Raw genomic sequence first — 18925 nt, forward strand, 5'->3', positions numbered from 1 at the left:
ATGCGAGAAGTTGGGACAGTCATGCGAAGCAAATGCCTTGCGTTGGTAGGGGTTGCGAGTCTCACCCTGGTGGCGTTGACGGGATGCGGTTCCGGGCGCACCGGGGACGGCGGCGACAAGGGACTGGTCATCGGGACGACCGACAAGATCTTCTCCCTGGACCCCGCCGCCGCGTACGACCAGGGTTCGTATGTGCCGGAGACGCAGGTCTACCAGCATCTGATGAACTTCGCCCCCGGTGACACCACGCCCAAGCCCGATGCCGCCGACAAGTGCGAATTTACCACGCCGACCGTCTACACCTGCACGCTGAAGCCGGGGCTGAAGTTCGCCAACGGCGATCCGCTCACCGCGCGCAGCGTCAAGTTCTCCTTCGACCGGATGTTGAAGATCAACGATCCCAACGGCCCGGCCGCGCTGCTCGGCAATCTGGACAAGACCGACATCGTGAACGACAGCACGGTGGCCTTCACCCTCAAGGCCGCCAACGATCAGACCTTCCCCGCGATCCTGCCCACCCAGGCCGGGCCCATCGTGGACGAGAAGGTCTTCCCCGCCGACAAGATCATGGACGACACCGCGATCGTGGCGGGCAAGCCGTTCTCCGGGCCGTACACCATCTCGAGTTACGACAAGAACAAACTCGTTCAGTACCAGGCGAATCCGGACTACAACGGGCTGCTCGGCAAGCCGAAGACGAGCACCGTGACCGCCAATTACTACGCGTCCAGCGACAACCTCAAACTGGACATCCAGAACGGCACCATCGATGTCGCCTACCGCAGCCTGACCCCGACCGATATGGAGTCGCTGCGCAACAGCGACAAGGTCACCATCCACGAGGGCCTCGGCGGCGAGCTGCGCTACATCGTGTTCAACTTCAACACCATGCCGGGCAACACCCCCGAGCAGAAGCTGGCCGTCCGCAAGGCCATGGCGTCGAGCGTCGATCGCGACGCGCTGTCCACCCAGGTGTACAAGAACACCTACACTCCTGCGTATTCCTTTGTGCCGCAGGGCTTCCCGGGCGCGACCGAAGCGTTCAAGGACCTCTACGGGGCCAAGCCCGACAAGGCGAAGGCCGCCAAGTTCCTCGCCGACGCGGGCGTGGCGACGCCGGTGCAGATCAACCTCCAGTACAACCCGGATCACTACGGCTCCTCCAGCTCCGAGGAGTACGCGGCGGTGAAGACCCAGCTCGAGGCGACCGGGCTGTTCAAGATCAACTTGCAGTCCACCGAGTGGGTGTCCTATCAGAAGGAACGCGCCCGCGACGGCTATCCGGTGTTCCAGATGGGCTGGTTCCCGGACTACCCGGATTCCGACGACTACCTGACCCCGTTCTTCGCGCCGAACAACTTCCTGCAGAACCACTTCGAGGATCCCGCGATCACCGCCGCGCTCGCCGCCGAGGTGACCCAGCCGGACAAGGACAAGCGGGTCGCGCAGATCCAGCAGATCCAGCGGGACCTGGCCGAGAAGCACATTCCGACGCTGCCGCTGCTGTCGGGTAAGCAGATCGCGGTCGCGACCAAGAGCGTGCAGGGCGTCGACTCGACCCTCGATCCGTCGACCAAGTTCCGCTACGGCGTGCTGAGCAAGTGAGTACGGCGGCGGTCGAGCAGGAGCCGCCCACCCCGGCTCCCGCTCCACGGAAAGGTTTGGCGCGCAACGGTTCCCGCTACGGCGCCCTGGTCCGCTACCTGGGCGTGCGGCTGCTGCTGATCGTGCCGACGGCGTGGATCCTGGTGACGATCGTGTTCTTCCTGATGCGGGTGGTGGGCGATCCCATCAGCGCCGCGCTGGGCGGGCGGCTGCCACCGGATCAGATCGAGGCCCGCAAGGAGGCGGCCGGATTCAACCGGCCCATCCTGAGCCAGTACTGGGACTACATCTCGGGGCTGGCTCGCGGGGATTTCGGTCGCTCCCAGGACAATCGGGCCCTCGGCGACATCATCGTCAGCTACGGCGCGGCCACGCTGGAGCTGGTGGTGTGGGGGCTGCTGGTGGCCTTCCTCGTCGGGGTGCCGCTGGGCCGGTACGCGGCCCGGCGGCGGGACAAGGCCGCCGACGTGGGGCTGCGGCTGTTCGCGATCCTGGTGTACGCGGCGCCCGTGTTCTTCGTGGGGTTGCTGCTCAAGCTGGTCTTCGCGGTGCAACTGGGCTGGCTGCCGGTGGCCGGGCGGGCCAGCACCGGTGTGGAGTTGGCGTTGCAGCACGTCTCGCCCAAGACCAACATCCTGGTGATCGACGCGATCCTCTACGGCGACGGCGGCTACCTGTGGGACGTGGTGAAACACGCGATCCTGCCCGCCGTCGCGCTGGGCCTGCTGACCGCGGGGGTGTTCCTGCGGCTGGTGCGGATCAATCTGATCCAGACCCTGCGCAGCGATTTCGTCGACGCCGCGCGGGCCCGCGGGCTGAGCGAGCGAATCGTGGTGGGGCGGCACGCCTTTCGCAACGCGATGATTCCGATCGTGACCGTGATGGGGATGCAGATCGCGATGATGCTGGGCGGCGCGGTGCTGACCGAGATCACCTTCGAGTGGAAGGGTCTGGGGTATCAGCTCGCGCAGTATCTCCAGGCCCGCGACTTCGTCGCGGTGCAGGGGATCGTGGCGTTCCTCGCGCTGGTGGTCGCGGTCATGAGTTTCGTGGTGGACGTGCTGGTGGCGCTGATCGATCCGCGGGTGAGGTTCTGATGACCGCCCCCGAACTGATCGCCGCCGAACCGGCGCTCGTCCCGCCGGTGCCGCGCCGGGGGCTGCCGGGCCTGCGGCTGTTCACCATGACCTCCGGATTGCAGCGGGCCACGCTGATCTTCGGACTCGGGCTGGTCGGGTTGTTCGTGCTCGTGGCGGTGTTCGCGCCGCTAATCGCGCCGTACGACTTCGCCCAGATCTCCGATCACGGAACGGATTTCGCGCGGCAGCAGGCGCCCTCGGCGCAGCACTGGTTCGGCACCTCGGTGCGCGGGGAGGACGTGTTCTCCCGCGTGGTGTACGGGGCGCGAACGGCGTTGTGGGTCATCGCGATATCGCTGGTGCTGTCGCTGATCGTCGGCGTGCCGCTGGGTCTGCTGTCCGGCTACGTCGGGCGCTGGGTGGACCGGGTGCTGGTGTTGTTCATGGACGCCATGTACGCCTTCCCGACGCTGTTGCTGGCCATCGTGGTCTCGATCGTGGTGGCGGGCGGCCAGTCGTCGAGTTTCGGCGGGGTGCTGTCGGCGGCCGTGGCGATCACGGTCATCTATGTGCCGCAGTACTTCCGGGTGGTGCGCAACGCGACGGTCGCGGTGAAGACCGAACCGTACGTCGACGCCGCGCGGGTCACCGGGGCGCCGATCGGGCGAATCCTGTTCCGGCACATCTTCCCCAACGTCACCCAGTCGCTGCCGGTGATCATCACCCTCAACGGCTCGGAGGCGATCCTGACGCTGGCGGCCCTGGGGTTCCTCGGCTACGGCATCGAGCCCACCCAGGCGTCGGAGTGGGGGTACGACCTGAACAAGGCGCTGGCCGACGTGTCGAACGGGATCTGGTGGACCGGGGTGTTCCCGGGCGTGGCCATCGTGCTGGTGGTGCTGGGCATGACCCTGGTCGGGGAGAGCCTCAACGAGGTGCTCAATCCGCTGCTGCGCACCCGCCGCGGGGTCGCCGCGCCCGCCGCCGAGGAGGGTTCGGATGACTGAAACCGTTGCGCCGCGGCGGGATCCGGCGCTGACCGTGCGGTCGCTGTCGGTGACGTTCGCGACCGACGCCGGGGCCGTGCACGCGGTCTCCGACGTGTCCTACGAGGTCTTCCCCGGCGAGGTGCTGGCCGTGGTCGGCGAGTCCGGCTCGGGGAAGTCGGTCAGCTCGCGCACGGCGCTGGGCCTGCTGCCCGAGACGGCGCGGGTGCGCGGGCTGGTGACGGTCGGCTCCGACACCATCACCTCGATGTCGGACAAGCAGCTGACCGCCCTGCGCGGCGGCGCGATCTCGATGGTGTTCCAGGAGCCGGGCGCGGCGCTGGATCCGCTGTTCACCGTCGGTTTCCAGATCGGCGAGGCGCTGCGGGCGCATCGCGAGCTGAGCCGGTCCGCGGCCAAGGCGCGGGCGGTCGAGTTGCTGCGGCTGGTCGGGCTGCCCGATCCGGAGCAGCGGGTGGACTTCTACCCGCATCAGCTGTCGGGCGGGCAGAAGCAGCGCGTCATGATCGCCATCGCCATCGCGTGCGAGCCGAAGGTGATCATCGCCGACGAACCGACGACCGCCCTGGACGTGACCGTGCAGGCCGAGATCCTGGAACTGCTGCGGGATCTGCGCGACCGGCTGGGCGCGGCCATCGTGCTCATCACCCACAATATGGGCGTGGTCGCCGACCTCGCCGATCGGGTGGTCGTGATGCGCGCCGGGCGGGTGGTCGAAACCGCATCGGTGGACGACCTTTTCGCGCATCCGGCCGAGCAGTACACCCGCGATCTGCTGGCCGCGGTACCGCATCTGGGGGCGGGGCTGCGCCCGACCGACGGACCGATGTCTCCCGTCGCGCCGCAACCGGAGACGGGGATCTCCGCGATCACGGCCGAACGGCCCGCCGCCGAGAATCCGGCGGTGACCGCGGACGCCGAGGTGGTCCTCGCGGTCTCGGATCTGGTGGTCGAGTTCCCGGGCGCGCTGGGCCGGGCGGCCTTCCGGGCCGTCGACGGCGTCGACCTCGAGATCCGGCGCGGCGAAACCCTCGGTCTGGTGGGCGAATCCGGATCGGGCAAGTCCACGATCGGGCGCTGCGTGGCCGGTTTGCAACGCGCGTCCGCCGGGCGGATCACCGTTCTCGGGCAGGAGTTGACCGGGCTGTCGGAGCGCCGGCTGCGGCCGGTGCGCCGACGGCTCGGCGTCGTGTTCCAGGATCCGGCGACCTCGCTCAATCCGCGAATGACCGTGGGGCAGTGCGTGGCCGAGCCGCTGCTGGTGCATCGCACCGCCAAGGGCGCGGAGCTGCGTGCCCGGGTGCGGCGGCTGCTCGACGACGTGCAACTGCCCGCGGGTTCGGAAAACCGCTACCCGCACGAACTTTCGGGCGGGCAGCGGCAGCGGGCGAGCCTGGCGCGGGCGCTGATCCTGGATCCCGATCTGCTCATCGCGGACGAGCCGACCAGCGCCCTGGACGTCTCGGTGCAGGCGACGGTGCTCGAGCTGTTCGCGCGGTTGCAGCGGGAACACGGGTGGGCGTGCCTGTTCATCAGTCACGATCTGGCCGTGGTGGATCAGCTGGCCGGGCGGATCGCGGTGCTGCGCAACGGTTCCGTGGTCGAGCAGGGCACCCGCGACGAGATCCTGCGCGACCCGACCGAGGAGTACACGCAGCGGCTCGTGGCGGCGGTCCCCGTGCCCGATCCGGTGGAACAGCGGCGGCGCCGGGCGGCCACGGCCGCCATGTTCGCGAGCGACCACAGCGGGTAACCTGCCCGCAGACCTCCGCCGCCGTCATGGCGGGGGACCGAACCGGTTGTGCCGCCGGGGAGTTCGCCCCGAACGAACTTCCCGGTGTGCCCGGCACGACCGGTCCCGGGGAACACCCGGTCCGACGGCCGGTGCCGGACGCCGTCGACCGGGTGTTCGCCGTATCCGGGTCAGCCCCGCAGCACGCCGCTCAGCAGCAGCAACACCGATTGCTCGGTCTGGAGCGCGGCGGTCTCGGGATCCTCGGCGTGGGCGATGATCATGCCCGCCTCGGTGACCGCGCTGAGAATGAGCTGGGCCAGCACCCGGACCGGGGCGTGCGCGATCAGGCCCGCCCGGTCGGCCTCCTCGAGCATCCCGGTGATCAGGCCGAGGCCGTGGCGGCTCTCGAGTTCGCGCCAGCCCTGCCAGCCGAGCACGGCCGGGCCGTCGGACATGGCGATGCGCAGCGTCTCCGGGCGGCGGCACAGGGTGAGGAAGGCGCGCAGCCCCGCGGCCATCGCGGCCCGCAGATCGGCCGGGTCGGGCAATTCGGCCACCGCCCTGGTGATCTCGGCGGTGTTGTCGGCCTCGAGCTGTTCGAGCACGGCCACGAACAGGCCGCGTTTGTCGCCGTAGTGGTGTTGCAGCGCGCCCCGGGTGACCCCGGCCGCGGCGACGATCTCCGCGGCCGACACCCCGGCGTACCCGCGTTCGGCGAACAACCGGCGACCGGCCTGCTCGAGGGCGGCGCGGGTGGTGCGGGAACGGTCCTCCTGACTACGTCGCGGCATGCAGCCGAGTGAACTCCACGATCAACTCGGTCAGCAACTCCGGCTGGTCCTCGGCGATGAAGGTGTAGGAATCGTCGATCAACCGCAGTTCGGCGCGGGGCAGATCGGCGGCCAGCCGTTCGGCGAACGACACCTTGAACGCCTTGTCCTCGCGCGCCCACGCCAGCAGCACCGGCAGGTCCAGGGTGGGGAACCGCTCGGCGGCGGCGAGGGTGTAGCGCTTGTGGATCCCGCGCAGGAACCGGCGCAGATCCGCGCGGATCGCGGCGGACTCGCGGCTGGGCCGCAGATAGGAGTCGACGATCTCCGGGGCGACGGGACGCTTTGCCACCAGGCCGAATCCGAGCGGCGAGCGTTGCAGCGCCCGCAGCCGCATCGCGACGGTGGCGAGGGTGACCACGCCCGGCACGGCCGCGAGCAGCGGCAGCGGCTTGAACGGCATGGGCAGGAACTCGTCGTAGGCGTCGCAGTCGGTGAGCACCACCCGGCCGACGCGAGTTCGGTTGCGGGTCAGCATGATCTGCGTGATCGCGCCGCCGGTGTCGTTGGCGACGAGGGTGACCTCGCGCAGATCGAGCCGCTCCAGGAACGCGGCGAGCAGATCCGCGGCCCCGGTCGGGGTGAGATCGGCGTCCGGCATCGGGATCGAATGCGAGCCGAACGGCAGATCCGGGGCGAGGCAGCGATGGCCCGCCGCGGCCACGCCGGGCACCACCTTGCGCCACAGATCGGCGTTGACCAGCAGGCCGTGCACGAAGACGACCGGTGCGCCGGAACCGGTCTCGTGATAGTTGACGCGGCCGCCGGGCAGCTCCACCTGGTGGGCCGGGCCGAGTTCGGGGCTGATTCCCATGATGTCCTCCGGGAATTGAGGGGTGGGGACGAGCCCAGACTCACATACATTCCGAATGTATGTCAACCGTTTTCGTTCGCCGGGCTGGACAGGTGCAGTCTCGTTATCCGTCTCCGGTAGCGTGATCAGGCATCTATCCGCCGATTCGGTTTGGAGCTTTCCCCGAAAATGACTGAGCAGACCCCGAGTGTGGACAGCCCGGTTGGTGGCGCCTCGTACGCCGCGGCCGGCGTGGATATCGAGGCCGGCGACCGCGCGGTCGAGCTGTTCGCGCCCCTGGCGCGCAAGGCCACCCGGCCCGAGGTGCAGGGCGGACTCGGCGGATTCGCCGGACTGTTCGCGCTCAAGGGTGGCTATCGCGAACCGCTGCTGGCCGCCTCGACCGACGGGGTCGGCACCAAGATCGCGGTCGCGCAGGCGATGGACAAGCACGACACGGTCGGCCTGGATCTGGTCGCCATGGTCGTCGACGATCTCGTGGTCTGCGGCGCGGAACCGCTGTTCCTGCAGGACTACATCGCGGTCGGCAAGGTCGTGCCCGAGCGCGTCGCGCAGATCGTGGCCGGGATCGCCGAGGGCTGTGTGCAGGCGGGGTGCGCCCTGCTCGGCGGCGAGACGGCCGAACATCCGGGGCTGATGGGCGCCGACGACTACGACATCTCCGCGACCGGGGTGGGCGTGGTCGAGGCCGACGCCGTGCTCGGACCCGATCGGGTGCGGCCGGGCGACGTGGTGATCGCCATGGGTTCGTCCGGGCTGCACTCCAACGGCTACAGCCTGGCCCGCAGGGTGTTGCTGGAGATCGACCGGATGTCGCTCGCCGGGCACGTCGAGGAGTTCGGCCGCACGCTCGGCGAGGAACTGCTCGAACCCACCCGGATCTACGCCAAGGACTGCCTGGCCCTGGTCGCGGAGACCGATGTGCGGACCTTCGCCCATGTCACCGGCGGCGGGCTGGCCGCCAACCTGGCCCGGGTGCTGCCCGCGGGGCTGGTCGCCGAACTGGATCGCGGCACCTGGAATCCCGCGCCGGTGTTCAAGATGATCGCCCAGCGCGGCCGGGTCGACCGGGCCGAGATGGAGAAGACCTTCAACATGGGCGTCGGCATGGTGGCCGTGGTCGCGCCGGAGGATTCCGATCGCGCCCTCGCGGTGCTGACCGCGCGGCACATCGAATGCTGGACCCTGGGCACGGTGAAGAAGTCGCGGGACGCCGACGGGGAGCGCGTGTCGCTGGTGGGCGAGCACCCCCGGTTCTGAGCCGGACCCTCGGTTTTCGCGGTTCCCGGGAGCGGGGGCCGCGAAAACCGTTCGGGCACACGGTGATACGACGCTCGTCGAGGCGGCGGCCGGTATGCGCAGCAGACGCCGAAACGGATGCGGGCGAACCTTCAGCTATGCGGATCGGGACTCGCGGAGGCGAGGGCGCCGGATTCACATCGACGTGCGAAGGGGGAGGCCATCTCAGGCCTCCCCCTTCGCATATCGATCCGGGTCAGCGGCGCCAATCGTCGTCGTAGTCGTCTTCCTCCCAGCGCGACTGCGCGTCGTCCGCGTCGTGCTCGTCGGAAAGCACTCCACCGCGCTGCTTGTCGCGGGAGTGTCCCGAGAGCTCGCGCTGAAGGCTCGCGAAGTCGGTCGTCGGCGAGCTGTACTTGAGCTCGCGGGCGACCTTGGTCTGCTTTGCCTTAGCCCGGCCACGGCCCATGGCTGACCCCCTCGCGTCACTGCGGGGCGGCCTGGGGTGGTTTGGCGGCCCCGTTCGAATTAATACTCTTCCTGACAGACACTTTAGCGTGTGTCCGGCGGTCGCGCTTCCAGGAGTGGGGGATGACTCGGGAACTGGCCGAGTTTGCCCGGTTGTCGCCTCTGCCGCGCGAGCCTCAGAATACGCCGGGAATCGCCCGAATCACACCCACCCTGGCACCGCCGCCGAGCACGGGCGGGGCCGCCAAATCCGCGTGCGCCGCGGTCCATTCGACGCCCATCCGCTGGAGAATCGCCTGCGTCAAGGGCATCCGCGCGCGGTCGTGCCCGTCGTCGATCTTGTAGGCGAAGGCCCGGCCGTCCGGCAGCGCGCCCGCGTGCACCCCGTCGGCGCCGATCTTGCACACCAGTCCGGGAGTGGCGGTCATGGTCAGCAGATCGGGTCCGTCCGTGCCGGAAATCACTCGCGGATGCGCGCGGATGGCGTCGGCGACCCGGCGTTGCGGGGATTCGGGAGCGGCGGTGGCGAATCCGGCGTACGCGCGGGCCAGATTCACCAGCGACACCGGCACGATCGGCAGACCGCAGCCGTCGATGCCCAGATCGGTCTCCGGTTCGCCGGTGAGTTCGACGATGGTGGCGGTCACCGCGCGTTGCAGCGGGTGGGCCGGGTCCAGGTAACCCCGCCGGGGCCAGCCGTTGATCGCGCAGGTGGCGAGCATGGCGGCGTGTTTGCCCGAGCAGTTCATATAGATCCGGCGGGCCGCGGCGGCGCGGTCGGATCCGGCCAGGGCGGCCGCCCGGGCCACCTCGTCGGAGGGCAGGTCGGGCGGGCACTCGAGCTGATCCTCGGTGTGGCCGAAGCGGTCGAGCAGCCGCCGCACCAGGCGCACATGGTCGGGTTCGCCGAAGTGCGAGGCGGTGGCGATGGCCAGCTCGGCGTCGTCGACGGGCCGAAAACCGTTGCGCACCAAGGCGATCGCCTGCATCGGCTTATTGGTCGAACGCGGGAAGATGGGCGAGTGCACCGCGCCGAGTGTGAGCGTGGGTTCGCCGTCGGCCCCCAGGATCACCACCGACCCACGATGCACGCACTCGCGGAAGCCGGAGCGCACGACCTCCACGAGGTCCACGCTCATCCGCCCGTCCGCCCCACCGAGGTTGGGATCCGTTCCGGCCGTGGCCGGTGGTACGGGGCCGGGCGTATGTCGGTCCGTTCCCGCGGCTGCCGGTCGTACGGGGTCGGTCATGCGTCGGTCCGTTCCGGCCAGCGGCGGGCGTGGCGGGCGATCTGCATGCGGATGTCGTCGGAGATGGTGGGCTCGGCGGTCAGGAGCAGGCGCAGGCGGTCGGGGTCGGCGCCGGTGAAGACGTCGCGGACGGTGACGCCGTGGTCGGGGATGTGCTCGACGCGGACCTCGTCGCCCGCGCCGATGCTGCCCTCGGTCAGGACGCGCAGGTAGGCGCCGGTGTCCGCGCGCAGGGTGAATCGTTTGACCCAGTGGGTCTCGCCGCTGACGTGGCCGAAGGTCGCGCAGGGCACGCGCGGGGCGCTCACCTCGAGCAGGGCGTCGCCGATCGACCAGCGCTCGCCGACCACCGCGTCGCTCACCGGCAGACCGCTGACGCGCAGGTTCTCGCCGAACCAGCCGTGGGCCAGGTCCCGATCCAGTTCCGCGCCCCAGCGCCGCGCGTCCTCGTCGGCGTAGGCGTAGACGGCCTGATGAATTCCGCCGTGGTCCTTGGTGTTACAGACGTGATCGCCCGCGAGGCCGAGCGCGTGCGCGCGAATCCGCCCGGGCGCCGGACGCTTATCGATCGCGGTGCGGCCGACCCGGCTGACCTTGGCGGGCAGCTCCCGTTCGGCGTGCACGACGCACACCGCGAGCACGCGACCGGTCTGCCCCACCGCGCGGTCGCTCATCGGCCGCGCAGCCGGTCGACGGCGACGCGGCCAGCCTGGGGCTCGTCGTCGGCGGGGACGGAGTCGGGATCGATGGAGGCCGCCATCGGCCCGGCGGTGAGCCGGGTGTCCACCGGGACGGATCGCTTCACGAGGGCCAGCGCGATCGGCCCCCACTCGAAATGGTCGACGATCGTGCCGAGGCGGCCCACCGCGCGGCCGTCCGCGGTGACCGGATCGCCGGGGGCGGGCCGGGCGTCGGCCGAACCGTCGAGATGCAGCAGCACCAGGCGACGCGGCGGTTTGCCGAGGTTGTGCACCCGGGCGACTGTCTCCTGGCCGCGGTAGCAGCCCTTGTTCAGGTGCACCGCACCGTATTCGGTGACGTCGCCGATCCAGTTGGCCTCGTGCGGGATGGTCCGGTCGTCGGTGTCGACCCCTATCCGCGGGCGCAGCGCCGCCACCCGCAGCGCCTCGTAGGCCCACATGCCCGCGGGTTCGGCGCCCGCGTCGGTGAGCCGGGACCACCAGGTGGGCAGTTCCGCGCGCGGGATCACCAGGTCGAGGGATTCGCTTGTGGGCCAAGGCATCCGGCGCGCGAAGCCGCCGGTGGGCAGGCGCCTCGCGGCGTAGGTCTCGGGCAGTTCGGCGATGCCGAGCGCGGCGAGCAGCGAATCCACCTCGGGGCCCAGCAGACTCAGCACGGCGTACTCGGGTCGCGCCTCGGGATTCGCGTCGGCCCAGAAGACCATCTTGCGCAGGTAGTCCAGCAGGTCCGGACCGCGTTCGCCCTCGGTGTCGAACCACAGCGTGTCGTCCAGATCGGTGAGCACGAAGTGGTGCAGCACCCGGCCGTTGAGGTCCAGATCCAGATTCTCCGCCGAGCGGCCGTCGGCCAGATCGGCGATGTGCTGGCTGGAGATGGTGTGCAGCCAGGTCAGGCGCTCGCGGCCGGTGATGGAACCGACGAATCGGTGCGAACGGTCGACCACCGCCACGCGCTGCGCGGCGGCCCGCTGTTCGGCGAAGGGGTCGCCGTAGTGCCACGCGACGGCGGCGTCCGGGGTGTCGGGCGGGCCCGCGACGGCCCCCGGCACGATCAGTAACGGGCTGGGCGGAAGAACCACGGACACGTCTCAACAATAGGTGCTGGGTCGGGTCGCGCGCCCGAGGTGGTCGATCGCGCCCGCTGCTGCGCGATTGCTTCATGCGCGAACAACCGGTCAGATGTGATGGGTATCACGCATAATTGTGATTTTCCTTCGGTTCCCGATCCCCGAATTCGGCGGGTTCGGTCGCCCCTCACGAGCGGGCCCGTTCGCCTAGGCTTCCTCGCATGGTGGATCGAGTTCTGGTGACCCTCGACGGTGTGGTCCGAAATCCCGACGAGCCGTCGATTCATGCGGACGACATCGGCGTGCTGCGGGGCGACGGTGTGTTCGAAACAGTGCTGGTGCGGGACGGTAAGGCGAACGCGCTCGAATTGCATCTGGCCCGCCTGCGCCGATCGGCCGAGGCATTGGATTTACCCGAACCCGATCTCGGCCGGTGGCGCGGCGCGGTGGAGGCCGCGGTCAAGGAATGGGGCAGCGACCGGGAGGGAATGCTGCGCCTGGTCCTGACCCGGGGCCGCGACGGCGTCGCCGGGCCGGGCGGCACCTCGTTCGCGCTCGTGGCGGCCGTGCCGGAACGTGTGAATCGGGCTCGCGCCGAGGGCGTTTCGGTGATCACGCTGACGCGGGGCATCTCGGTCGATCTCGCCCAGAACGCGCCCTGGTTGCTGTTCGGCGCGAAAACGTTGTCCTATGCCACGAATATGGCGGCCCTGCGTTTCGCCGAACGCATGGACGCCGACGACGTCATTTTCACCACCACCGAACATCGCGTCCTGGAGGGGCCGCGATCGACCGTGGTGATCCAGCGCGACAAAGAACTGCTCACCCCGCCCGCCCGCAGCGGAGTGCTGCCCGGCATCACCCAGCGCGCGCTGTTCGCCGAGGCGGAGAAGGCGGGGTGGAAGTGCCGCTACGAATCGTTCTTCACCGCCGATCTCATTACCGCCGAAAGCGTCTGGCTGCTGGGCAGTGTCACCCTCGCCGCCCGCGTCGCGTCGCTCGACGGATTGCGGATGTCGCCGCCGGACTGTGCCGAGGAGATCGTCGAACTCGTCGACCGCGGCGTCGCCCGGGAGTGGAAACTCGGCGACTGGACGCCGTAGCAAACCGGTGGCGAAACCCCCCGGAGTGTCGTGACCCAAGACTCGTTGTGCGTGGTTCCATCCGGCGTAGCCTTTACTACGACAGGTCGTAGTACGGCAGGAGGGCCGGATGAACGTCGTCGACGTCTCGCGTTGGCAGTTCGGGATCACCACCGTTTATCACTTCATCTTCGTGCCGCTCACCATCGGCCTCGCGCCGCTGGTCGCCGCGATGCAGACCGCCTGGGTGATCACCGGGCGGGAGCGTTGGTACCGGCTGACGAAGTTCTTCGGGAAGCTGTTCCTGATCAACTTCGCCCTCGGCGTGGTCACCGGCATCGTGCAGGAATTCCAGTTCGGGATGAACTGGAGCGAGTACTCCCGCTTCGTCGGCGACGTGTTCGGCGCGCCGCTGGCGATGGAGGGGCTGGTGGCGTTCTTCCTGGAGTCGACGTTCCTCGGCCTGTGGATCTTCGGCTGGACGCGACTGCCGAAACTCGTTCACCTGGCGACGATCTGGTTGGTGGCCATCGGGGTGAACGCCTCGGCGTACTTCATCATCGCGGCCAACTCGTTCATGCAGCATCCGGTCGGCGCGCACTTCAATCCCGAGACCGGTCGCGCGGAGCTGCACAGCATCTGGCAACTGCTCACCAACAACACCGCGCTGGCGGCCTTCCCGCACGTGGTGGCGGGCTCCTTCCTCACCGCGGGCACCTTCGTCGCCGGGATCGGCGGCTGGTGGATGGTCCGTCACGTCCGGCGCGGGGATGTCGGTGCGGCGCGGGAGATCTGGCGGCCCGCCGCCCGGATGGGCATGTGGGTGATCCTGCTGGCCGGGGTCGCGCTGGTCTACACCGGCGACGTGCAGGGCAAGCTGATGTTCAAACAGCAGCCGATGAAGATGGCCTCGGCGGAATCGTTGTGCCACAGCCAGACCGACCCCGACTTCTCGGTGCTGACCGTCGGCACGCACAACAACTGCGACAGCGTGAGCCACGTGCTCGAGGTGCCGGGCGTGCTGTCGTGGCTGGCGGAGGGCAGGTTCAGCGATGTGCGACTGGAGGGCGTCAAGGACCTTCAGGTCGCCTACAACGAGAAGTACGGGCCCGGTGACTACCGGCCCAATCTGTTCGTCACCTACTGGACCTTCCGGGCCATGATCGGCTGGGCGGCCGGATCGGCGGCCATCGCGCTGCTCGGCTTCTGGGTGACCCGGCGCGGCCGGGTGCCGGGAGCGCGGTGGTTCGCGTGGCTGAGCCTGCTCGCCATACCGACGCCGTTCCTGGGCAACAGCGCGGGCTGGGTGTTCACCGAGATGGGCCGCCAGCCGTGGGTGGTCGCGCCCAACCCGACCGGTGACCTCGACATCCGAATGACGGTGCAGCAGGGCGTATCCGGGAACGCCGCGGGGACCGTGCTGTTCTCGCTGATCGTGTTCACGCTGCTGTACGGGGCGCTGGCGGTGGTGTGGTTCTACCTGATGCGCCGGTACGTGGTCGCGGGGCCGGAGGAGACGCCGCCCGAGGAGACCGAGGCCGCCGAGGCCGCCGTCGAGAAACTGTCCTTCGCGTACTGAGGAGTGCGGTGATGAGTCTGCCGGAATTCTGGTTCCTGTTGATCGGGGTGCTGTTCACCGGGTACTTCCTGTTGGAGGGCTTCGACTTCGGGGTCGGCATGCTGATGCCGGTGATCGGTCGCGGCGACGAGAACCGGAAACGGGCCGTGCTCAACACGATCGGGCCGGTGTGGGACGGCAACGAGGTGTGGCTGATCGTCGGCGGCGGCGCGATGTTCGCGGCGTTCCCCGAGTGGTACGCGAGCCTGTTCTCCGGGTTCTACCTGGCGCTGCTGCTGATCCTGGTGGCGCTGATCGTGCGGGCGGTCGCCATCGAGTACCGCGGCAAGATCAACGATCCGCGCTGGCGGTCGTGGTGCGACGCGGCCATCGTCTTCGGCTCCTATGTGCCCGCGATCGCGTGGGGGCTCGCCTTCGCCAACATCGTGCACGGGGTGAAACTGAACGCGCACAAGCGGATCGAGGGGAATCTGTTCGACCTGTTCGGCCCCTACGCGCTGCTGGGCGCGGCGGCGACCGGACTGCTGTTCGCGCTGCACGGGGCGGTGTTCATCGGCCTGAAGACCGGCGGCGAGGTGCGCGCGCGGGCCGATCGGATCGCCCGGACGCTGCTGGTTCCGGTGGTGGTCGTGGTGGGCGCGTTCGGTCTGTGGACCCAGCTCGCCTACGGCAAGGGCTGGACGTGGATCCTGTTGGGACTGGCCGTGTTCGGGCTGGTGCTGGCCGGGGCCGCGGTCCTGCGCGGCCGGGACGGATGGGCGTTCACGGGGACCGCGCTGACCGTGGTGGCGGCGGTCGCGCTGCTGTTCGGCGCGCTGTTCCCGCACGTGCTGCCCTCGACCATCGATGCCGCCTACGGGCTGACCGTGGACGGGCGCGCGATCGACGGGCACGCCACGGTGAGCGCGTCCTCGACGCACTACACGCTGGTCGTGATGAGCTGGGTGGCCGTGGTGCTGACCCCGGTCGTCGTGCTCTACCAGGGCTGGACGTACTGGGTGTTCCGCAAGCGCATCACCGCCGAGCAGATCCCCGCGCCCACCGGGCTGCCGTTCCGCGCGGCCGCCCCCGCCGCGGAGCCGGTGCGGGACTGATCATGGCTCGCCCGATCGACCCCCGGCTGTGGTGGTACGCCCGCTCGGCGCGCCGGTATCTCGTTGTGAGCGTGGCGCTTTCGCTGGTGATCACGGTGTGCGTCGTGGTGGCGGCGCTGGCGCTGGCGTCGGTGCTGGCCGGGGTGATCACCGATCCCGGGCGGCGGAGCCTGGGCGCGTGGTCCGGGACCGTGGCGGTGTTCGCGCTGGCGGTGGCGGGCCGGGTGGCGGCCACCTGGTGGCAGTCCCGGCTCGCGCACCGCGCGGGCGCGCGAGTGGTGGCCGAGCTGGAGGGCGCGGTGCTGGCGGCGGGGGCGGAACTGCCGCCGCGCGAACTCGATTCGCGGCGGGGCGAATTGGCGGTGGTGGTCGGGAACGGGTTGAGCGGGCTGCGGGCCTATCTCACCGGGTATCTGCCCGCGCTGTTGCTGGCGGTGCTGGTGCCCCCGATCGTCTTGGCGGTCATCGCGTTCCACGATGTGACGGCCGCGGTGATCATTCTGATCACGCTGCCGCTGATCCCGTTGTTCATGGTGTTGATCGGGCTCATGACGCAGGGGCGGGCGGCGGCGACGCTGAGCGCCGCCACGCGGCTGTCGGAACAACTGCTGGATCTGTTCGCGGGGATGCCGACGCTGCGGGCGCTGGGCCGGGAGACCGGGGGCGACGGCGGGCCGACCATGGTGACGCGGGTGCGCGCGCTGGGGGAGGCGTTGCAGCGGCGGACGATGGCGGCGCTGCGGGTGGCGTTCCTGTCGTCCATGGTGCTGGAGCTGTTGGCGACATTGTGCGTCGCGCTGGTGGCGGTGTCGATCGGGATGCGACTGGTGTTCGGGCACATGGGGTTGTACGCCGGGCTGGTCGGGTTGATCCTGGCGCCGGAGGTGTATCTGCCGTTGCGGGCGGTGGGAGAGCGGTTCCACGCGGCGCAGGACGGGGTGGCGGCGGGGGAGCGGGCGTTCGCTGTGCTGGAAGACGATGCGGGGGAAGCTTTTTCGGCGGGATCTCGGGATCTGCCGGAGTTCCTGGGGCACATCGAGATTCGCGATCTGGCGGTCGAGTCCCGCGACGGGTTCGCGCCCGAGGGGCTGTCCGCGGTCCTGCGGCCCGGCGCGGTGACCGTACTCGCCGGGCCCAATGGCAGCGGCAAATCGACCGCGCTGCAAGCGATTCTGGGGTTGTTGACGCCGGATCGGGGAAGCGTGCTCGTGGACGGCGTCCCGGTGCGGGAGCTGGAGCCCGATCGGTGGTGGGGACGGCTGGCGTGGCTGCCGCAACGGCCCGTGCTGATGCCGGGTACGCTGCGGGAGAACCTCGAACTCTACGGGGCCCGGGTCGACAAACTCGGAGACGCCTGCGCCGCAACGGGTTTCGATCACGTACTGCGGGACCTGCCGGACGGATGGGACACCCCCGTCGGCACCGGCGGTCTGGGCCTGTCGCTGGGGCAACGGCAGCGCTTGGCCCTCACCCGCGTACTGGCCGCCGATCGGCCGGTGCTGTTGCTGGACGAGCCCACCGCGCATCTCGACGCCGACACCGAGGCCACCGTGCTGGCGGCGCTCACCGCACGGGCACGGGCCGGTGCGACCGTCGTCGTGGTGGCGCACCGGCCGTCGATTCTGGCCCTCGCCGATCACACGGTGCCAGTGCGCGCGGGGGTGGTGGCGCGATGAGTCTCCGGCGGATGTGGCGGCTGTTGGAGTTGTCGCCGGGGCGGGTGGCCGTCTCGGTGCTGTGGGGTGTGCTGGCGCTGGGCAGCGGGCTGGGGTTGGCGGCGTTGGCGGCCTGGTTGATCGCGCGGGCGTGGGAGATGCCGCCCGTGCTGGATCTGAGCGTGGCCGTGGTGGCCGTTCGGGCCCTGGGGATTTCGCGCGGGGTGTTCCGGTACGTGGAGCGGCTCGCCACCCACGATGTGGCCCTGCGGGCGATGACGACCGCGCGGGCCGCGGTGTACGGGACGCTCGCCCGCGCCGACGTGTGGCGCGGGCGGGCCCGGGACGCGGAGGATCCGACGCGGCTGCGGCGGGGGGAGCTGCTGACCCGAACCGGCGCCGATATCGACGATCTCGGGGTCGTCGTGGTGCGGGCGCTGGTGCCGATCGCGGTGGCCGGTGTGGTGTCGGCGGGCGCGGTGGGGCTGCTGGCGACCATCTCCCCGGCGGCGGCGCTCGTGCTCGCGGCCGCGCTGGCCGTGGCGGGGATCTTCGCGCCGTGGCTGTCGGCGCGGGCCGCGGGGGAGGCCGAGGAGGCGGTGCGGGCGGATCGGGGAGAGTTCACCGCGGCGGCGGTCGCCGTGCTCGATCACGCGGCCGAATTGCGGGTCGCCGGACGGCTTTCCGAGGCGATGGACCGCGCGCGGGCGGCCGGGCGGCGGGCGGTCGCGGCGGAGGACCGGGCCGCCTCGCACAGCGCCTGGGCCGCCGCCGCGACGCCGCTGTCGATCGGGGTCAGCGTGCTGGGCGCGCTGCTCATAGGAATCCTGTTGTACGGCAACGGTTCCGCCCCGCCCGCGCTCACGCCGATGGCGCTGACCGTGCTGGTGCTGCTGCCGTTGTCGGCCTTCGAGGCGGTGGCCGCGCTGCCCGCCGCCGCGCAGGCGCTCACCAAAGGCCGTGCGACACTTGCCCGGATCGAGGCGCTGGAACGGCACGCCGAATCACCCGAACCCCCGCCGCGCGCACTGCCCGCACTGCCCGGCGGTAGGCGGATCGCGGTCGTCGGCCCGAGCGGGGCGGGTAAGACGACCCTGCTGATGACCTGGGCAGGGCTGTTCGACACCCCGCGCCCCGGCGTCACGTTCTTCGCCGAGGACGCCCACCTGTTCGGCACCACCGTCCTGGAGAACCTGCGCGTCGCGCGCCCCGACCTCACCGCCGAGGCCGAAACCGCCCTGCGCGCAGTCGGTCTCGGCGACTGGCTGGACTCGATCCCCGACGGCGTGCACACCGATCTGGTCGGCGGGGCCGCCGCGGTCTCCGGCGGCCAGCGCCGTCGCCTCCTGCTCGCCCGCGCGCTGATCTCGCCCGCCCGCGTGCTGCTGCTCGACGAACCGACCGAACACCTCGAGGACGCCGCCGGCGCCGACCTGCTGCGCGCGCTCCTCGACGAGCACGGCGGCCTGGTCGAGCCGGATCGCACCGTGGTCGTCGTCACCCACCGGCTACCGGCGGATCACCGCGCCGACACGATCGTCACCCTCGACGCCGCCGGCCGCGCCACCGTGCGCGACCGTGTTCCGGCAAACCCCCGCTGACCTGCCTTTTCGCCCTCCGAGAAAATCCGTTGCCGAGCCCCGCCGCAGTGACTAGATTCGTTTGTACACGGGAAAGGAGGTGGTTCGAAGAATGAGTATTTCGAGGACACGTGAGGTGG

General features: G+C 70.1%; 16 protein-coding genes. 10 read left to right on the forward strand and 6 right to left on the reverse strand.

All coding sequences use genetic code 11. The features are described from left to right. The first annotated feature begins 21 nt into the window (after positions 1-21). The 4 genes from ACFYTQ_RS28530 to ACFYTQ_RS28545 all read left to right on the forward strand — a co-directional run bounded on the left by ACFYTQ_RS28530 (position 22) and on the right by ACFYTQ_RS28545 (position 5444). Positions 22-1605, forward strand: a complete 1584-nt coding sequence (locus ACFYTQ_RS28530) for an ABC transporter substrate-binding protein (protein WP_387367633.1) — start codon at positions 22-24, stop codon at positions 1603-1605. Between the two features lie 86 nt (positions 1606-1691). After that, on the forward strand, positions 1692-2702 hold the full coding sequence (locus ACFYTQ_RS28535) for an ABC transporter permease (protein ID WP_387368038.1): 1011 nt from the start codon (positions 1692-1694) through the stop codon (positions 2700-2702). Continuing rightward, positions 2702-3691 carry an ABC transporter permease gene (locus ACFYTQ_RS28540; RefSeq protein ID WP_387367635.1) on the forward strand — a complete coding sequence of 330 codons (990 nt, stop codon included), beginning with the start codon at positions 2702-2704 and terminating at the stop codon, positions 3689-3691. Before ACFYTQ_RS28535 ends, ACFYTQ_RS28540 begins: the two co-directional genes overlap by 1 nt. Further along, complete coding sequence (locus ACFYTQ_RS28545) at positions 3684-5444, forward strand: ABC transporter ATP-binding protein (protein ID WP_387367638.1); 1761 nt, start codon at positions 3684-3686, stop codon at positions 5442-5444. Before ACFYTQ_RS28540 ends, ACFYTQ_RS28545 begins: the two co-directional genes overlap by 8 nt. A 170-nt stretch (positions 5445-5614) precedes the next feature. Here ACFYTQ_RS28545 and ACFYTQ_RS28550 read toward each other — a convergent pair whose 3' ends face one another. Next, positions 5615-6217, reverse strand: coding sequence for a TetR/AcrR family transcriptional regulator (locus ACFYTQ_RS28550; RefSeq protein ID WP_387367641.1), 603 nt, complete (start codon positions 6215-6217; stop codon positions 5615-5617). Next, positions 6204-7070, reverse strand: a complete 867-nt coding sequence (locus ACFYTQ_RS28555; RefSeq protein WP_387367644.1) for an alpha/beta fold hydrolase — start codon at positions 7068-7070, stop codon at positions 6204-6206. Before ACFYTQ_RS28555 ends, ACFYTQ_RS28550 begins: the two co-directional genes overlap by 14 nt. A gap of 168 nt (positions 7071-7238) precedes the next feature. Here ACFYTQ_RS28555 and purM point away from each other — a divergent pair, with 168 nt between their 5' ends. Beyond that, positions 7239-8330, forward strand: a complete 1092-nt coding sequence (purM, locus tag ACFYTQ_RS28560; protein ID WP_387367647.1) for a phosphoribosylformylglycinamidine cyclo-ligase — start codon at positions 7239-7241, stop codon at positions 8328-8330. A gap of 235 nt (positions 8331-8565) precedes the next feature. Here the strand turns inward: purM and ACFYTQ_RS28565 are convergent, their stop codons facing one another. The 4 genes from ACFYTQ_RS28565 to ACFYTQ_RS28580 all read right to left on the reverse strand — a co-directional run bounded on the left by ACFYTQ_RS28565 (position 8566) and on the right by ACFYTQ_RS28580 (position 11813). Then, a complete protein-coding gene (locus ACFYTQ_RS28565; RefSeq protein ID WP_387367650.1) occupies positions 8566-8778 on the reverse strand; it encodes a DUF3073 domain-containing protein in 213 nt (70 codons plus the stop codon). A gap of 175 nt (positions 8779-8953) precedes the next feature. Then, on the reverse strand, positions 8954-9916 hold the full coding sequence (locus ACFYTQ_RS28570; protein WP_387367653.1) for an asparaginase: 963 nt from the start codon (positions 9914-9916) through the stop codon (positions 8954-8956). A 107-nt stretch (positions 9917-10023) separates the two neighbouring features. Further along, entirely contained in the window at positions 10024-10701 is a 678-nt protein-coding gene (locus tag ACFYTQ_RS28575; protein ID WP_387367656.1) for an MOSC domain-containing protein, read from the reverse strand. Continuing rightward, on the reverse strand, positions 10698-11813 hold the full coding sequence (locus ACFYTQ_RS28580; RefSeq protein WP_387367659.1) for a YgfZ/GcvT domain-containing protein: 1116 nt from the start codon (positions 11811-11813) through the stop codon (positions 10698-10700). Before ACFYTQ_RS28580 ends, ACFYTQ_RS28575 begins: the two co-directional genes overlap by 4 nt. Before the next feature lie 203 nt (positions 11814-12016). Here ACFYTQ_RS28580 and ACFYTQ_RS28585 point away from each other — a divergent pair, with 203 nt between their 5' ends. The 5 genes from ACFYTQ_RS28585 (at position 12017) to ACFYTQ_RS28605 (ending at position 18806) form a co-directional block, all read left to right on the forward strand. Beyond that, complete coding sequence (locus ACFYTQ_RS28585) at positions 12017-12898, forward strand: aminodeoxychorismate lyase (protein WP_387367662.1); 882 nt, start codon at positions 12017-12019, stop codon at positions 12896-12898. A 109-nt stretch (positions 12899-13007) separates the two neighbouring features. Beyond that, positions 13008-14456 carry a cytochrome ubiquinol oxidase subunit I gene (locus ACFYTQ_RS28590; RefSeq protein WP_387367665.1) on the forward strand — a complete coding sequence of 483 codons (1449 nt, stop codon included), beginning with the start codon at positions 13008-13010 and terminating at the stop codon, positions 14454-14456. A gap of 11 nt (positions 14457-14467) precedes the next feature. After that, positions 14468-15550, forward strand: a complete 1083-nt coding sequence (gene cydB, locus ACFYTQ_RS28595) for a cytochrome d ubiquinol oxidase subunit II (protein ID WP_387367668.1) — start codon at positions 14468-14470, stop codon at positions 15548-15550. Positions 15551-15552: 2 nt separating this feature from the next. Continuing rightward, on the forward strand, positions 15553-17226 hold the full coding sequence (gene cydD / locus ACFYTQ_RS28600) for a thiol reductant ABC exporter subunit CydD (protein WP_387367671.1): 1674 nt from the start codon (positions 15553-15555) through the stop codon (positions 17224-17226). Beyond that, positions 17223-18806, forward strand: coding sequence for an ATP-binding cassette domain-containing protein (locus tag ACFYTQ_RS28605; protein ID WP_387367674.1), 1584 nt, complete (start codon positions 17223-17225; stop codon positions 18804-18806). The genes cydD and ACFYTQ_RS28605 overlap by 4 nt, the downstream gene beginning before the upstream one ends. The last annotated feature ends 119 nt before the right edge of the window (positions 18807-18925 follow it).

Source organism: Nocardia sp. NPDC004068 (assembly GCF_042874315.1).
Taxonomy (GTDB): Bacteria; Actinomycetota; Actinomycetes; order Mycobacteriales; family Mycobacteriaceae; genus Nocardia.

What these genes read in the sequence shown, in the direction of transcription:
- ACFYTQ_RS28530 (WP_387367633.1), top strand. Translation starts at nt 22, where the DNA reads ATGCGAAGCAAATGCCTTGCGTTGGTAGGGGTTGCGAGTCTCACCCTG.
- ACFYTQ_RS28540 (WP_387367635.1), top strand. Translation starts at nt 2,702, where the DNA reads ATGACCGCCCCCGAACTGATCGCCGCCGAACCGGCGCTCGTCCCGCCG.
- ACFYTQ_RS28545 (WP_387367638.1), top strand. Translation starts at nt 3,684, where the DNA reads ATGACTGAAACCGTTGCGCCGCGGCGGGATCCGGCGCTGACCGTGCGG.
- ACFYTQ_RS28550 (WP_387367641.1), bottom strand. Translation starts at nt 6,217, where the DNA reads ATGCCGCGACGTAGTCAGGAGGACCGTTCCCGCACCACCCGCGCCGCC.
- ACFYTQ_RS28555 (WP_387367644.1), bottom strand. Translation starts at nt 7,070, where the DNA reads ATGGGAATCAGCCCCGAACTCGGCCCGGCCCACCAGGTGGAGCTGCCC.
- purM (WP_387367647.1), top strand. Translation starts at nt 7,239, where the DNA reads ATGACTGAGCAGACCCCGAGTGTGGACAGCCCGGTTGGTGGCGCCTCG.
- ACFYTQ_RS28565 (WP_387367650.1), bottom strand. Translation starts at nt 8,778, where the DNA reads ATGGGCCGTGGCCGGGCTAAGGCAAAGCAGACCAAGGTCGCCCGCGAG.
- ACFYTQ_RS28570 (WP_387367653.1), bottom strand. Translation starts at nt 9,916, where the DNA reads ATGAGCGTGGACCTCGTGGAGGTCGTGCGCTCCGGCTTCCGCGAGTGC.
- ACFYTQ_RS28575 (WP_387367656.1), bottom strand. Translation starts at nt 10,701, where the DNA reads ATGAGCGACCGCGCGGTGGGGCAGACCGGTCGCGTGCTCGCGGTGTGC.
- ACFYTQ_RS28585 (WP_387367662.1), top strand. Translation starts at nt 12,017, where the DNA reads ATGGTGGATCGAGTTCTGGTGACCCTCGACGGTGTGGTCCGAAATCCC.
- ACFYTQ_RS28590 (WP_387367665.1), top strand. Translation starts at nt 13,008, where the DNA reads ATGAACGTCGTCGACGTCTCGCGTTGGCAGTTCGGGATCACCACCGTT.
- cydB (WP_387367668.1), top strand. Translation starts at nt 14,468, where the DNA reads ATGAGTCTGCCGGAATTCTGGTTCCTGTTGATCGGGGTGCTGTTCACC.
- cydD (WP_387367671.1), top strand. Translation starts at nt 15,553, where the DNA reads ATGGCTCGCCCGATCGACCCCCGGCTGTGGTGGTACGCCCGCTCGGCG.
- ACFYTQ_RS28605 (WP_387367674.1), top strand. Translation starts at nt 17,223, where the DNA reads ATGAGTCTCCGGCGGATGTGGCGGCTGTTGGAGTTGTCGCCGGGGCGG.